This is a genomic window from Stenotrophomonas sp. DDT-1 (genome assembly GCF_001580555.1).
Taxonomy (GTDB): domain Bacteria; phylum Pseudomonadota; class Gammaproteobacteria; order Xanthomonadales; family Xanthomonadaceae; genus Stenotrophomonas; species Stenotrophomonas sepilia.
Genome location: NZ_LEKR01000069.1, coordinates 1 through 13,194, shown reverse-complemented (window position 1 = coordinate 13,194; position 13,194 = coordinate 1). Strand labels below are relative to the sequence as shown.

Annotated in this window: 16 protein-coding genes; 1 reads left to right on the top strand and 15 read right to left on the bottom strand. The window is 65.4% G+C overall.

The window, feature by feature from the left end:
• Positions 1-35: 35 nt before the first annotated feature.
• Positions 36-599, bottom strand: coding sequence for a hypothetical protein (locus AB839_RS20210; RefSeq protein ID WP_061480694.1), 564 nt, complete (start codon positions 597-599; stop codon positions 36-38).
• A 52-nt stretch (positions 600-651) separates the two neighbouring features.
• Positions 652-1,059, bottom strand: a complete 408-nt coding sequence (locus AB839_RS20205) for a hypothetical protein (RefSeq protein ID WP_061480693.1) — start codon at positions 1,057-1,059, stop codon at positions 652-654.
• A 566-nt stretch (positions 1,060-1,625) separates the two neighbouring features.
• On the opposite strand from AB839_RS20205, the gene AB839_RS20200 reads away from it, so the two are divergent.
• Positions 1,626-2,006, top strand: a complete 381-nt coding sequence (locus AB839_RS20200) for a tautomerase family protein (protein ID WP_061480692.1) — start codon at positions 1,626-1,628, stop codon at positions 2,004-2,006.
• Positions 2,007-2,037: 31 nt separating this feature from the next.
• Here the strand turns inward: AB839_RS20200 and AB839_RS20195 are convergent, their stop codons facing one another.
• The 13 genes from AB839_RS20195 to AB839_RS20135 all read right to left on the bottom strand — a co-directional run.
• Complete coding sequence (locus tag AB839_RS20195; RefSeq protein ID WP_049410183.1) at positions 2,038-3,111, bottom strand: contractile injection system protein, VgrG/Pvc8 family; 1,074 nt, start codon at positions 3,109-3,111, stop codon at positions 2,038-2,040.
• A complete protein-coding gene (locus AB839_RS20190; RefSeq protein ID WP_010483798.1) occupies positions 3,102-3,317 on the bottom strand; it encodes a tail protein X in 216 nt (71 codons plus the stop codon). The genes AB839_RS20195 and AB839_RS20190 overlap by 10 nt, the downstream gene beginning before the upstream one ends.
• On the bottom strand, positions 3,301-3,768 hold the full coding sequence (locus AB839_RS20185) for a phage tail protein (RefSeq protein ID WP_049410185.1): 468 nt from the start codon (positions 3,766-3,768) through the stop codon (positions 3,301-3,303). Before AB839_RS20185 ends, AB839_RS20190 begins: the two co-directional genes overlap by 17 nt.
• A 2-nt stretch (positions 3,769-3,770) precedes the next feature.
• On the bottom strand, positions 3,771-6,242 hold the full coding sequence (locus tag AB839_RS20180; protein WP_061480691.1) for a phage tail tape measure protein: 2,472 nt from the start codon (positions 6,240-6,242) through the stop codon (positions 3,771-3,773).
• A 120-nt stretch (positions 6,243-6,362) separates the two neighbouring features.
• Positions 6,363-6,653 carry a phage tail assembly protein gene (locus AB839_RS20175; RefSeq protein ID WP_010483792.1) on the bottom strand — a complete coding sequence of 97 codons (291 nt, stop codon included), beginning with the start codon at positions 6,651-6,653 and terminating at the stop codon, positions 6,363-6,365.
• 80 nt (positions 6,654-6,733) lie between these two features.
• Entirely contained in the window at positions 6,734-7,237 is a 504-nt protein-coding gene (locus tag AB839_RS20170) for a phage major tail tube protein (protein WP_010483789.1), read from the bottom strand.
• Positions 7,238-7,239: 2 nt separating this feature from the next.
• A complete protein-coding gene (locus AB839_RS20165) occupies positions 7,240-8,439 on the bottom strand; it encodes a phage tail sheath C-terminal domain-containing protein (protein WP_061480690.1) in 1,200 nt (399 codons plus the stop codon).
• Between the two features lie 107 nt (positions 8,440-8,546).
• Positions 8,547-9,137, bottom strand: a complete 591-nt coding sequence (locus AB839_RS20160; RefSeq protein ID WP_061480689.1) for a hypothetical protein — start codon at positions 9,135-9,137, stop codon at positions 8,547-8,549.
• Positions 9,138-9,141: 4 nt separating this feature from the next.
• On the bottom strand, positions 9,142-10,641 hold the full coding sequence (locus AB839_RS20155; protein ID WP_061480688.1) for a tail fiber protein: 1,500 nt from the start codon (positions 10,639-10,641) through the stop codon (positions 9,142-9,144).
• A 7-nt stretch (positions 10,642-10,648) separates the two neighbouring features.
• The gene (locus AB839_RS20150; protein ID WP_061480687.1) at positions 10,649-11,428 is read right to left on the bottom strand and encodes a phage tail protein I; all 780 of its coding nucleotides are present in this window, start codon (positions 11,426-11,428) and stop codon (positions 10,649-10,651) included.
• Positions 11,421-12,317 carry a baseplate J/gp47 family protein gene (locus AB839_RS20145; RefSeq protein WP_049444103.1) on the bottom strand — a complete coding sequence of 299 codons (897 nt, stop codon included), beginning with the start codon at positions 12,315-12,317 and terminating at the stop codon, positions 11,421-11,423. Before AB839_RS20145 ends, AB839_RS20150 begins: the two co-directional genes overlap by 8 nt.
• A 2-nt stretch (positions 12,318-12,319) precedes the next feature.
• Entirely contained in the window at positions 12,320-12,658 is a 339-nt protein-coding gene (locus AB839_RS20140; RefSeq protein WP_049444104.1) for a GPW/gp25 family protein, read from the bottom strand.
• A 52-nt stretch (positions 12,659-12,710) separates the two neighbouring features.
• A partial coding sequence (locus AB839_RS20135) for a phage baseplate assembly protein V (protein WP_061480686.1) occupies positions 12,711-13,194 on the bottom strand: 484 nt, incomplete at its 5' end.

Below are 13,194 nucleotides of genomic sequence, written 5' to 3'. Positions count from 1 at the left end.
CGATCCAGCAAGATCAGCTGGAAGCACACGCCCTTTCAGCCGTGCCGCTCCAGCAGCTCGCGCGCGATCATCGCCGTGGCATCCAGCAGGTCATGGCCGCTACCCGCCTGCACCACCACTGCAAGCAGACCGCGGCCCACCTCGGCATTGCCGCTGGTCAGCTCCATCTCGCCTTCAAAGCACAGATCGGCCAACCATTCATGAGCCTGTTGCAGCCCGCGCTTGCGGACGCGGCGGAACTCCGCGAGCAGCTTCGCTTGGCCGGCCTCCTGCTCGCCATCGGCCAGCAGGCCGATGGCACCGCCGTGCGCTGCGCGCCAGAGGGCCGGTAGCGGGCGACCGTTCGCGTCCACCACGTCCGGCGAGAACTGCGCGCAGTACATTTCGTAGCGCTTGCCCGCTGTGCTGCGGGGCACGATGCCGGCTTCGGCCAGCAGGCGTTCGGCTTCATCCAGTGTGCTGAACTTCAAGCGCAGCAGTGCAGGGCGGCTCAGCTGTTGTGCCAGCGCGTGCTGGTTGGCCGCGAACCAGACGTTCCAGCCCACGGTTGCGCGGCCTTCCAGTGCGGCCTTGAAGTACTCCAGGTGTTCGGCGTCCATTGCGGTCTCCTGCGCTCCCTGCGCGATTGTAGCGGGAGCGTATCCGGGCCGGTCAGGCGTCGCCGCCGGAGAGGCAATGATGTGCCTCGCGCACCAGTTGTCGTGCGGCCACGATCAGTCCGTCGATATGGAAGGCGCCCAACTGTTCGTCCGGGCCGCCTTCGTTGCGCGCATGGTCCGCGGCCTGCAGCAGATCGAGCAATGCGCCGAGCCCAGACAGCGAGCGGCGCAACGAAGCGTGATTGCTGGCGCCCAGGGTGAGGCTGATGCACGGCTGTCCGTCATCACCGTCGGCCTGGTTGATCGCATTGAGACGGGCGAAGAACGTGGCCGACTGCGCCGGCAGGTTCTGTTCGTTCAGTGCGCACTCGATCTCGCGTGCGAGGTCTTCGGGCACATCGGCGGCGACGTCGCCGATCAGGGTGTGCAGGCGGGGATGGATGGCGGTGCGGTTGGTCATGGCGAAACCCTCACTGGCGTAGGGCCACCTTCCGGAGTGAAGGTGGCGGACGGTGCGGGTTGGCGTACCAAGGCAAACGAACTCCCATCGAGAAGAAGGCCTGGCGGATCTGTCGATCCCCACGCACCGGCCGCCATTGAAGGCAATCGGTGCATTCTCTCTGCTGCGACGTAAACCGCAGCGATGGGTGTTCATTCGTTTATTCGAGACGCCAATCCCGGCCAAGGCGTCTTGCCTCGGCGCGGCGATCTTCAAGCCGGGCAATCACATCGGTCTGTAAGGAAAATTCTCAACTGTCCCTAGGCAGGCCAGACGTTTCCCGTTGTGTGTCGTCCGACACCTGCAAGTAGTGCGGCCCATCACTGATGGCGCGCATCGCCGCCCCTGCCGACCGTGCACATGACGACTCCGGAGGGATGCCATCATGGCAATCGCGTCATCCCGCGCGGCGGAGGCGGGACCATGCCACGCATGGAGCCAGAAGGTTCCATTCCTGCGCTATCCCACCGCCCCGGGCAGGCGTAGTCTCAGCCCGTTGCCGTGCCCATCCACTCTGGAGTGCCACCATGCCGCTCGCCCGCATCGATCTTCGCAAAGGTAAATCCGCCGACTACCTGCAACGCGTCGGCGACACCATCTACCAGGCCATGCGCGCGGTGGGCGTGCCGGAAAACGATCGCTTCCAGATATTCCAGGAACACGCGCCCGGCACGCTGATCTACGATCCCGGCTACCTGGGCGTGGACCGCACCGACGACTTCATTTGCATCCAGATCACCTGGAACGAAGGGCGCACGCTCGAGCAGAAAAAGGCGCTGTACGCCGGCATCGCCGATGGGCTGCATGCGGCGGTGGGCATCCGCCGCGAGGATGTGTTCATCAATCTGGTGGAGGTGAAAAAGGAGAACTGGTCGTTCGGCAACGGGGTAGCGCAGTACGTGAGTTGATGCGGGAAGCGCATCCACGCATGGCGTGGATCTACACCTCGCTGCCGACCTGCTCGCCTTCGGTGGCCGCGGCACTGCGGGCCGCCTTCACTGCGTCGGCGCTGTTGGGTTGTTCGCACTCGATGCTGGTCACGTAGCCGTCGTGGCTGATGTTGTGCTCGGCGCGCTTGACCAGCCACTGCCCATCCACGCCATCGCGGAAGCCCTGCATCACCACCGTGGCTTCGGCCATCAGCGTCTCGCGGCCGGGCAGGGTGTAGCTCAGCGTACGCGTCTGCCGGGCCTGTTCCTGGTGCTTGGCGCGCGCTGCGGCTTCGGCGGCTTCGCGGTCGGCGTACGCCATGCGCAGGCGCACGATCGGTTCACCGCTGCCCAGCTTTACTTCCTGGCGCTTGGCACCGCGTACATCGCGATAGTAGGCAATGGTGGTGCCGGTCTTCTCGCGTGAGACGATGCTCACTTTGTAGCCACTGCCATCGGCCGGGGTCAGGGTGACGTCGGGAATGCGCTCACCGCTGGCACTGGTGGATTCGCCGCGCTTGACGAACATCAGGCGGCCGCCGCCCGGCTTGGCGATGGCATCATGCTGCTTGGCCAGGCGCAGCAGCAGATTCATGTCCGACTCCTGCGACTGCACTGTCAGCGGCAGTGCGATCGACGCCAGCGATCCGCTCACGGCCGCGCTGAGTCCGTGCTCGCCGGCCATGCGCTGGACCATGCCGCCGATCGTCGTGCCCTTCTTCCAGGTGCGCGTCTTCTGCGTCTGCAGATCGTTCTTGCCGCCCTTGCTGGCCTCGAACGGTGCGGCGCGCGCGCGCAGGGTCATGCTGCCCGGGTAGCCGGAAATCTCCACCTCATCGCAGATGTACAGGCCCATGCGCCGCACTTCGCCGTCATAGCCGATGAAGGCTTCCAGCTCCGCGCCTGCCGGCGGCAGCTGGATCGGATCGGACGGATCATGGTCGGCCAGCTGCAGCTCCAGCATGTCCGAGTTGTTGTCGGTCTCGTCGGTGATACGCAGTGATTTGAAGCGCGACATGATCTTGTCGGTGATGTCCTGGCTGTTGGCCACCACGCGGAATGCCGGTGTGATGTTCAGTCCCACAGTGCGATCCCCTTGCGTTCGCCGGCGGGGCGCTGCACGTCTGGCAGAGTGATCGCGATGCCCGCAGGCAGTACCGCGCCGCGGGCGGCCAGGCCCGGGTTGGCGTCGAGTATCGCGCGCAGAATGGCCGGTGATTGTTCGCCATAGTGCGCATGCGCGATGCGGTCAACGACGTCGCCATCGCGGGTGTTATACGTTCGTGCCATCGCTGTGCTTCCGCAGGGAGAGGGTGAATTCGTGCCGCTGGATTCCCGCATCGACGGTGAAGCCGGAGGCGGTGGCGTCGATCTTGTCGATGACCCACAGCCCCAGGTTTCCGCCCTTGCCGGTCAGCAGCCGCTGTGGCTTGCCCTGTGCCGCCAGCCTGCGCAGCTGCGAGAGCTCATTGCCGGCGCCCCGGAACGCATAGTGGATGACGCCCGGCAAGGTCATGCTGGCCTTGCCGGGGCCGGTGTACTGCAGGGCGGCCATCTGCCCGATGCGCTCCTGGGCTGCCCAGCCATATTCGTTGCTCTGCTGGATCTCCTGGAACACGGCGGTGTTGAGGCTGAACTTGAAGCCGCCCAGCATCAGCAGCACCGGGGCGTTGCCGGAGTCGTTGCTCTGGAAACTGGACAACAGCTTGTCGATGGATGCGGTTACGAACTCGCGCTTCATGCTTAGTTCCTGTCTGCCAGGCCGCCACGGGCAGCAACCGCGTTGCGGCGCTGCAGTTCGTCGGCCGTGCGACGTGCCACCGATTCGCTGGATTCACCGGGTTGCTGGTGGATGGTGATGTTATTGGTCTGTTGTTGCTGCACGGTGGTGACGCCGCGTGGGGAGGGCGATGGCATGTCGGGTGCGGTACGACCCCGAGCGGCCTCGCTGATGCCTCCCCATCGCTTGCGCACCCCCGGCCCGTCCAGCGTGGCGACGTCACCGGCCAGGCCCACGGCGTCATCCAGGCCACCTCGGCCGCCGGCGCGCATGTTGGTGTACCCCACCATGCCGTTGCCGATCGCTTCTGCACCACCGGCAAGCATCTCCTTCCCGAAGTCCAGGCCCTTGCCGACCAGCGCACTGACCTTGCCGATGCCTCCTTCGACGAACCCCATCAGCTTCTCGACGTAGGGCATGAGGAAATCCAGCTTCGGAACGAGCCAGTTGAACAGGGATTCGGCACCGGACTTGATCGCGGTCCACATCATGCTCAATACGCTGCCGATCCCGCTCGCGACGGTCGTGTACACGTTGCCCATCCAGACGACGTACTGCACCAAGCCGCTGATGAGCTGGATGTTCATTCTCAGGCCTTCCATCAGAACGGTACCGAGGAAGCTGCCGATCTGGGCAACGCGTGACAGTTCGTTGCCGGTGTACTGTGCAGGTGCAAGCATCTTCGACAGCCAGTCCCACGCCTGGCCGATCAGCCCGCTCATGACTTCCCAGGCGGGGCGCAGTGGTTCAACCGCGCGCATCAGTTCACCCATCGCCGCGGTGCCTGCACCGCTCAGGCCGTCCCAGACGCCGCCCAGGAATGCCTCGATCGGTTCCCAGTACTTGCGCACCAGGATGGCGCCTGCGGTGATCGCTGCGATGGCGATCGTGATCGGCCCGCCACCGATGGCCGCCACCGCAGTGGCAACCACACGGAAGCCCGACGCCAGGCGCATGGCCATCGGCCCGAAGCGCCCCATCTGTGCCAGCAGGCTGCCACCCCGGAACAGCTGGAAGGCCTTCTGCACGCCCAGGATCGGGCCCTGCAGGAAGGTCCAGGCATAGCGTGCGCCGAGCACCGCCGTGCGCATGCCCAGCATGCCGACCACGATCTGCGTGGTGTTGGCGATCAGCTTCGGGTTTTCCTGCACGAACGAGGTGACCCCGTTCAACAGTTCGGTCAGCTTGACCGCGGCCTCGCCAACTGCAGGCAGCAGGGCCGCACCGAAGGCCTTGGACAGGTTGTCCACGGCGATCTTGGCGCCTTCGATTTTCTGCGGATCGGTCTGCATCGCATCGGCATACGCCGCATCGGTGGTACCCGCCGATCCATTCAAGGCCTTGTCGCGGACGCGGATGTAGGTATCCCAGTTCTCGATCATCGGCTGGACGAAGTTCTTCGCCTGTGCATCGCTGAACAGGGTGCCGATCTTCTTCTGGTCGCCCGCGGTCGCCTGGATGATTCCCTGCATCGCAGCGTCGAAGGGATTGCCGCCGCTGGTCTGTGCATCGCCGATGATCTTGCGCAGATCCAGGTTCAGGCTCTTCTTGGCCTTCTCCTGAATGTCCGGCGAGAGCACCTCGGACATGAAGCTCTTCATGTTGCTGGCGGCCTTGTCGGCGCCGCCGGCCGGGTCCAGCGTGGCCTGCAGGGCCGCGCCGAGGGTGGCGGTCGCCGAGGTGCCCTGCAGCTTCATCGCTTCGAACGACGAACCCAGGGTAGGCAGCACTGCGGCCATGTCCTTCAGGCCCAGGCCGCCCTGCCGGCTGTTGACCACCAGCACATCCAGCGCGCTCTGCATGCGCGAGGGATCGATATCGAACGACTGCTGCAGGGCGGCCGCAGCCTGGGCCACATCATCGATGCTGGCACCGGTGACGGTGGTGGTCCGCCCGACAGCACCGAGGCTGGCCTGGGCCGACTGCGCATCCATGCCGGCGTCGATCATCAGCCTGATCGAGCGCTGCAGCGCGTCGGCGCCCTGGTTGGTTGCACGCGACTGTTCCAGGATGGCCTGCCCCAGTGCGCTGACCTGGGCGCGGCTGAGGTTGGCTGCCACGCCGATCTGCTGGTTCTGGCGGGCGAAGCCGGAGGCGTTCTCGACCGGCTTGGCCAGCGCGGTAACGGCCGTGCCAAGCGTGCCGCGTGCCTCGCCAAATGCCGAGCCGAGCTTCCCGCGCTTCTCCAGGTTGGCGTCGCGCTTTGCTTCGATGCTCTCCAGCGCCACCTGCGAGGCACGCAGAGCATCGACCTGGGTACGCATGCGGGCGTACTCCTTGCTGGTCGTACTCATGCGCGCGAGCCTGCGATCCAGCAGGGTCACCTCGGTGCCGAGGCGCTTGATACCGTCGTTGGCAAAGGAGAAGGCGTCCTTCAGTGACTTGGACACCTCGCCGCCGATCGTGATCGTTGTCGTTTGAACGTTACTGGCCATGTACCGGCAATCCCTGAATCCACCAGATGAACTTCGACACCCGCAGTGTCATGATCTCGCGCAGGCCCCAGCCGGTATGACCGGCCAGGGCGAGCACTCCCTGCCTGATCTGAGGCAGGGTCAGGTGGTAAAAAGCGCGACGCCTGCCTGCAGTCGTGCGTAGTCGCGCAGCGGCATCTTGCGCACGTCTTCCGGCGAGACCTCGCACAGGTTGGCGATCATCCGCACCTCGCGCTGTGCGTCGCTGCCCTTGTCATCCTGGTAGCGCTCCATGTCTTCCACGGTCGGTTCGCGCATGCGCAGCACAGCGGTTTCCATGCCGTTGACCTGGCGCGGGCGGGTGAGGGTGATCTCGGCGAAGCCATCGCGCTCGATGACGGTGTCGATGGGGGTCTTGGTCTTGCTGGACATGGATGCGTTCCTGGAATGCGATGCGGTGCGATGGATGCGGGGGCGCGAGGCGCCCCCGGGTTCTTCAGTGCGGCGAGGGTTCAGATGCCCAGTGCGCCGCGGATGCCGGCCAGCACGTCCACGCCACCCTGGCGGGCGATCATGTTGACCACGTCGATCTCCTGCACGACCTGGGCACCATGGGTCAGCTTGTAGTAGCTCAGCGCCAGGTTGACCTTGATCGTGCCCTTCTCGCCGACCTTGGTTTCGCCACGGTCCAGCAGCTTCACCTTGCCGCGCATGTTGTGCACGACCTGCGTCACTTCGCCGTCATCGCCTTCCAGCGCTTCGCGGGCGGTGAAGCCGTATTCCTTGCTTTCGATGACGTGGAACTTGCTCATGATCTCCGCGTCGTCGGAGGCGAACTCGACATCGGCGGTCAGCTTGTCATGGCCGAGCACGATCTCGGTCGGGGCCAGCATGCCGCCGGCCTGGAAGTCCTCGGTCTTCAGCGACAGCTTGGGGGCGGTGAAGGACATCACGCTGCCGGCATAGCCCTTGCCGTCGACGTAGAAGTTGAAGTTTTTGCGGATCTTGCGCGCCATGCTTAGAAGATCTCCGAGACGTAGTTGTTGTTCATGTGCATGCGGAAGGTCAGCTGCTCACCCGGGTAGGTCGGGGTGAAGTCGAAGTCCCAGTAGAAGCGGCCCTGGGCCACGCTGTCCGCTGCGTTCAGGTCGGGGTCGATCCAGCAGTTGCCGCCGAGGATCGCGCCCTGGGTCTTTAGGCCGCGCAGGAAGGCATTGACACCCTCACGCACGTCGTCGACGTAGGTCTTGCTGATGCCGCGGTCGACGGCCCACAGGTGGGCGGCCTCGAGGCTGTCGGCAATGATGTCGGCAGTGCGCACCACACACAGGAACTGCCACTTCTGGTCGCTGCTGGCGGTACGGTTGCCCCACAGGCGGAAGCCACCTTCGCGGATGATGGTCGCCACGTTCGACTGGTTCAGCAGGTTGGCGCGGCTGGTCGCGTCGGACAGGCCGAAGTCGATCGCACGTGCGGTACCGACCACGCCGTTGAGCTCGAGGTTGGACGGCGATGCCCACCAGCCGCGTTCGTTGTCGCTGCGGGCAATGGCACCGGCCACGGCACCGGAGGCATAGCGGGTGACGATGGCGTCACCGGACTGCACCAGCAGCGCCGGGTCGACCACGTAGACGCGCTTGGAACCGGTCAGGGCGGTGGTGCTCTTGGCAGCGTCGTCGGTGCTGTTCGGGCCATCCTTGATGATCACCGCGCGCAGCTTGTCGGCAATGCCGAGCAGTTCGGCCACGACCGGGTTGGCCAGCAGTTCGGTATCGCGCTTTTCGTGGGTGTGGGTGAAGCCCGGTACCGCCAGGATGCGGGGCTTGATGCCCACCACCGACTTTGCCGCCAGCAGTGCATGCACGCCGGTGTAGGCACCGGTCTGCGCGTTCACGCCGCCCAGCACATTGGCCAGGGTGTCGTTCTCGGTGGCGCCCTTCTCGACGCGGATGACGACGACGACCGCGTTGGACTGGTCGAAGATGGCGTCGAGCTGGCCCGGGAGGGTGCCCTCATCGACTTCGGTTGCGGCGTTGGCGAGCAGCTTGGCTGCCTGCGAACGCGAGGTCACCAGGACCGGAGTGTTGTAGGGGAAGGCGATCTTGTCGGCGCGGGGCGCGGTGCCCACGATGCCGATGACGCTGGTCGAGGCAACAGCGATCGAGCGGGAACCACCATCGATGTTGACGACCTGCACGCCATGCAGAAATTCGGCCATGCGTTGTTTTTTCCTTGGTTGGGTGGGTGCTGCGGTCGCGATCTGCGCCGCATGGGGACATGTTCGTATCTGGCCGCGGCTGGATTAATTGCAGCGGTGGCCCGAAATCACGGTTGCGGTTGCGGTTGCGCGGCCGGGTCGGGTTCGGGGGCAGTGACCATCACCCAGGCAGCACGGGCTTCATCGAAGGTGACCGGGTAGCTGCGATCTGCAGGCGGTGCCAGATCGGTGACCGATGGCGGCAGCGCGACCCCACGGGAAACGGGAGTCGCGAAGCTGGCATCGTGCTTGTTCCACAGCGGTCGCGAGCTGTAGTCCGGCAGCAGCGTCCATTCGCGGCGGCTGGCATTCCACGCGTTGTATTGCGCGGTGGTGCCATCCAGCTTGAATGGTTCGGACAGGGTCACGTCCTTGGGCAACGGCTCGCCCAGCGCAAGGCGATTGGGTATCGCCATCGCGGTGCGTGTGTCCCACAGCATGTGGTTACGGAAATCGGCCACCGTTTCCCAGCGTGAGCCGTCATCGGCCAAGCGCAGTGCCTGGTATTCGCCGGCAGTTTGGCGAGGCGTGACGTCCACGGTGAAGTCGGGCAGGTTCCAGGTACCGTCCGGGGAAGGCTGCAGGCGGATCTTGCCCATGTAGGCGCGGGTATCGGGATCGTAGGAGTGCGCGAAGCGCGGTTCAGTAGGCAAGCTCATGTCCTCAGTACGCGATGCAATAGATCATCCGCAGGCCGGCAGGCAGGTTGCGGTCGCCACCGGTGTTCTCCACCACGATGGTGTGGGTGTGTGCACCGGCATCGGCGGCCGACGCGGCATGGCCGTGGTCACCGACCTGGGCGATGGAAATGGTGTGCGAGTGGCCGCCGGCGCCGTTCATGCCGATGTTGTGGCCATGTGCGCCTGCGCCGTCGGTGCTGAAGCTATGGGCGTGACCGCCGGCGGGTGCTGTGGCGCCGTCCGGATACAGCGCATCGTTGTCGCGTTCGCGATAGACGCCGTAGCCGTTGAGGGCAGGATTGGAGGGAACAACGCCTCCATGCTGGTGGTCGCCGGCCCACGAGGTGCCACCGGTATGCGTATGGTGGCCCTGCGAGTCGGTCCATGCACCGTGCGCGTGGTCACCGACGGCACTGGCGCTGGCACCGTGGGAGTGCGCGCCGCCTGCGCCCACGGAAATGGCGTGGCTGTGGTTGCCTGCTGTTGCCGCGCTTGCACCGTGGGCATGGCGGATCACTTCACCCTGGGTGAAGCTGCCGACCGCTTCCGGGTTCAGCGTGTGCGTGACCACCGTGCCTTCCTGCATTGCCGGGAGGTTGAAGGTGGTCGCACCATCACCGGCGCCGTAGCGGGTACCGATGGCGGCGAACAGTGCCGGATAGCTGGCACGCGGAACAGCGGCGCCATTGCACAGCAGCATGCCGTTGGGCGCAGTGGCACCGGCGAACAGAATCACCTGTCCGGGCACGTGCACGCTGGATGGCACGCCGGTCATGTTGCGCCAGTCCAGGTAATGGTTGCCGTGCCTGCCATCGAGCAGATCGGCATCCAGGCCCTTGTCGGCGCCCTCGTCCTTCAACGCTGCCGATTTCAGCCCCAGGGCGGAACGGAACGCGGCATCGGTTGCGATCGACAGCAGCGTGCGCACGAACTGGGTGGGGGCGCTGGCACCAAAGCGCTTGTCGATGAAGGCACGCAGCCCGCGCGGTGTCACCGCACGCTGGGTGTCTGCACCATCTTCGGTCTCGGTCGTAGTGGCCAACTCGACCACGCCCTGCACTTCGGTGGTGGAAGGGGGATAGATGAATTCGGCATTGCCGAATTCGATCAGCGCGGTATCGACTTCACTGAAGCGGGTATCGGTGGAGAGCAGCAGCATCGAGGCTGCGGTCTTCTCCATGATGGGATCGGTCTGGCCGAAGGTTGCAAACAACGTGCCGTCGCCCAGGTACAGGCCGAAGCCGCGCAGGCTGTAGGCGGTAGCGCTGTCGTCGCGGATCGTGACGTGCAGCGTGTCATCTCCCACGGCGTTGCCGCCGAAAGTGGTGACCCGCTTGATCTCGCCGGGCAGGGCGGTCAGCCCCGTCGTCGGCGTGAATGCCGTGGACGTCAGGCCGATCTCGGTGATCAGCACGGCATTGGTGCCGGTGTTGGGTGGATTGACCAGCTTGGCAAAGCCGGCGTCGGTGATTTTCAAGCGCATGCGGGGTTTACTCTCCGATCAGTTGGATGCGGCGGAAGGTGGTGCCCTGGGCACCGACAAGTGCACCGATACCGGCGCTGGCCTGCATGCCCTGGGTGAAGGTGAAGTGCGATCGCACCGGCTTGGTCCGGCTGATCTCGCCGATCACGTCGTCGACGAACTTGGCGGTGGCGGTCTCGCCGCCCTGGTTGGCGATGGTCATCACCGCTTCGAAGGTGTGCGGTGCACCCTGCGGCTGCATCTCCCACCATTCGCGGATCAGGATCGAGCCACCAAAAGCGGCGACCACGTCGCGCACGCTGCCCCAGGTGCCCTTGCGGCGCTGGATGGCGATCGCGGCGCGTACGCGTGCACGCTTCACCGTCTCCGGCCAATACGCTTTCCATTCGTCAACGGACAAGGCCCAGGCCAGCCAGGGCAGCAATGCGGTCGGACAGCGGTCGGCGTCCCACAGTGCGGTGATGTCTACCGGCAGCGGACGGGCGACGATGGCGCGCGCCAGTCCACGTTCGGCATGGGTGGCATTAGGGGGCAGCAGGTTGGGAGCACCCGGAACCGCGATCTGCGCATCGCCTTCGATCAGCGTGCCGGGTGCCGGGGCGGCCGACAGGATGACCGTGGCGCCGCTGATGGCAACATCGCGCAACCGCTGCCGTCCTTGCTGGTCGGTGCGGTACACCGCCTGCAGGGTTGCCAGTGCACCACCGGGGTGACGGAAGGTACGGTTTCGCCCATCGATGGCACCGCTCAGACGCGCGCCGATCAGGCGGGTGGCAGCGTCACTCATCATTGCCGCCATGGGTCAGCGTGATGCTGGTGCAGTGCGTGGCCTGGGTACGATCAACCACGATGTCTTTGGCCGGGTTGGTGATCTCCACGCGCTGCACGCCCTCGGCATGCAGTGCGGCGAACAATCCCGAACGGGTGACGTCGCGGCCGAGCCGATGCGATTCGCTGATGTAGCGGTCAAGGCGGGTGCGCGCTTCGGCCAGCACCACCTGCGAATCCGGGCCGGCAAAAGTGAAAAGTGCGGCGTCGACCGTGTAGTTGATGATGGCAGCGGGTTTAACCACTACGTGATCGGTCAGTGGTCGCACGTCATCCGCACTCAGCTTTGCGTCGACGATATCGAGCAGACCCTGGGAAGCGGTGCCGTCGCCTTCGCGTGAGAGCACAGAAACCACTACCTCGCCAGGGGAGGGACTGGTTGCGCTGGCATCCAGCACACGGGCGTCGGCGCTCAGCGCGTGGAAGATGTAGGCACCCTCCGGCCCAGCCACACTGAAGCCTTCCGGCCCCAGCTGGATGCGGCGTCGGAAATCCTCGTCACTTTCGTAACGCGGTGCGATGCCTTGCTGCGGCTTGCCGGGGTCCAGCACCTGGCGGGCGATGCCGAAGATCGCAGCCAGATGGTCCAGATCGTTGCCGACGGCATAGGCCAGCATCACGCCACGTGCTGCATCGTTGACCCGCTGGCGATCGAGCAGGCGCAGGTAGGTGCAGACCTCGAGGATCTTGAAGGCCGGGTCCGACGGCAGCAGCGCGTCGAAGGTGGGATCCAGGGCCTGCAGCGCGGTCAGCGATTCATCGAACATGGCTTCGAAATCGAGCACTTCGATGACCGCCGGGGCAGGCAGCTGGGACAGATTGACACTGGTGAACGAGCCGGATGCCACGGTTAGCGAACCTCGATTCCTTCGATGGTGATGGCCTCGCCGTCGGGCAGGTGGATTCCGGTCACTGCCAGGATCATCACGCCGGGGGCGGGGAGGGAGACGTCGATGTTCTCGACGTGGAGACGCGGTTCCCATCGCGCGAGCGCGTCGACGGTGGCCGCGATCAGGTCCATGCGCAGCGAGCGGTTGGTCGGCGCATCGATCAGTTCGAACACGCGCGAGCCGTATTCGCGGCGCAGTACGCGGGAGCCAAGGGGCGTGGTGAGAATGTCACGCACGGACTGGTGCAGATGGGCGAGCCCATCCAGTGATTTGCCGGTGTTGGCGTCGATTCCTCGCATGGCCTCTATCGTCGTGGAGTGCGGGTATTCAGGGCATTGCAGGCGTGGCCGATCAGGCCTGCGCCGGCGTGGTGGGAGCGGTCGGCCCCTGCGCGGTGTGCGTGTGTGCCTTCAGCCCGATGGCACCTGCCTTGATCTCGGCGGGTGTGCTGATGTCCTTGCCCGCACTGATCGCGCCGGTGACGTCCAGGTTGCCAGTCGCCTTGATCGACGGCGTATCGAGCACGATCGATTCGCTGGCGATCACCTGCGCACTTGCACAGGTGACAGTGACCTTGCCGCTGCCAACATGGACGTTGAGCGTGCCGGTTTCCTGGTCATACTCGACGATGCTGCCGTCGGCGTACTCGGTGCGCTGCCGCAGTCGCGAGTCGGCGGGCGCCGGGAACCGGTCCTGGTACAGGCTGCCGAGCACGAGTGCCTGGCCGGGGTCGCCATAGGGACAGGCGAGTACCACCTGCTCGCCGGGTTCGGGGGCACACCAGCTGCGCACGCCGGGTCCGGCCCGGCGTTCCAGCCAGGGAATCCAGTCGGTG

What these genes read in the sequence shown, in the direction of transcription:
- AB839_RS20210 (WP_061480694.1), bottom strand. Translation starts at nt 599, where the DNA reads ATGGACGCCGAACACCTGGAGTACTTCAAGGCCGCACTGGAAGGCCGC.
- AB839_RS20205 (WP_061480693.1), bottom strand. Translation starts at nt 1,059, where the DNA reads ATGACCAACCGCACCGCCATCCATCCCCGCCTGCACACCCTGATCGGC.
- AB839_RS20200 (WP_061480692.1), top strand. Translation starts at nt 1,626, where the DNA reads ATGCCGCTCGCCCGCATCGATCTTCGCAAAGGTAAATCCGCCGACTAC.
- AB839_RS20190 (WP_010483798.1), bottom strand. Translation starts at nt 3,317, where the DNA reads ATGGCACGAACGTATAACACCCGCGATGGCGACGTCGTTGACCGCATC.
- AB839_RS20185 (WP_049410185.1), bottom strand. Translation starts at nt 3,768, where the DNA reads ATGAAGCGCGAGTTCGTAACCGCATCCATCGACAAGCTGTTGTCCAGT.
- AB839_RS20180 (WP_061480691.1), bottom strand. Translation starts at nt 6,242, where the DNA reads ATGGCCAGTAACGTTCAAACGACAACGATCACGATCGGCGGCGAGGTG.
- AB839_RS20175 (WP_010483792.1), bottom strand. Translation starts at nt 6,653, where the DNA reads ATGTCCAGCAAGACCAAGACCCCCATCGACACCGTCATCGAGCGCGAT.
- AB839_RS20170 (WP_010483789.1), bottom strand. Translation starts at nt 7,237, where the DNA reads ATGGCGCGCAAGATCCGCAAAAACTTCAACTTCTACGTCGACGGCAAG.
- AB839_RS20165 (WP_061480690.1), bottom strand. Translation starts at nt 8,439, where the DNA reads ATGGCCGAATTTCTGCATGGCGTGCAGGTCGTCAACATCGATGGTGGT.
- AB839_RS20160 (WP_061480689.1), bottom strand. Translation starts at nt 9,137, where the DNA reads ATGAGCTTGCCTACTGAACCGCGCTTCGCGCACTCCTACGATCCCGAT.
- AB839_RS20155 (WP_061480688.1), bottom strand. Translation starts at nt 10,641, where the DNA reads ATGCGCTTGAAAATCACCGACGCCGGCTTTGCCAAGCTGGTCAATCCA.
- AB839_RS20150 (WP_061480687.1), bottom strand. Translation starts at nt 11,428, where the DNA reads ATGAGTGACGCTGCCACCCGCCTGATCGGCGCGCGTCTGAGCGGTGCC.
- AB839_RS20140 (WP_049444104.1), bottom strand. Translation starts at nt 12,658, where the DNA reads ATGCGAGGAATCGACGCCAACACCGGCAAATCACTGGATGGGCTCGCC.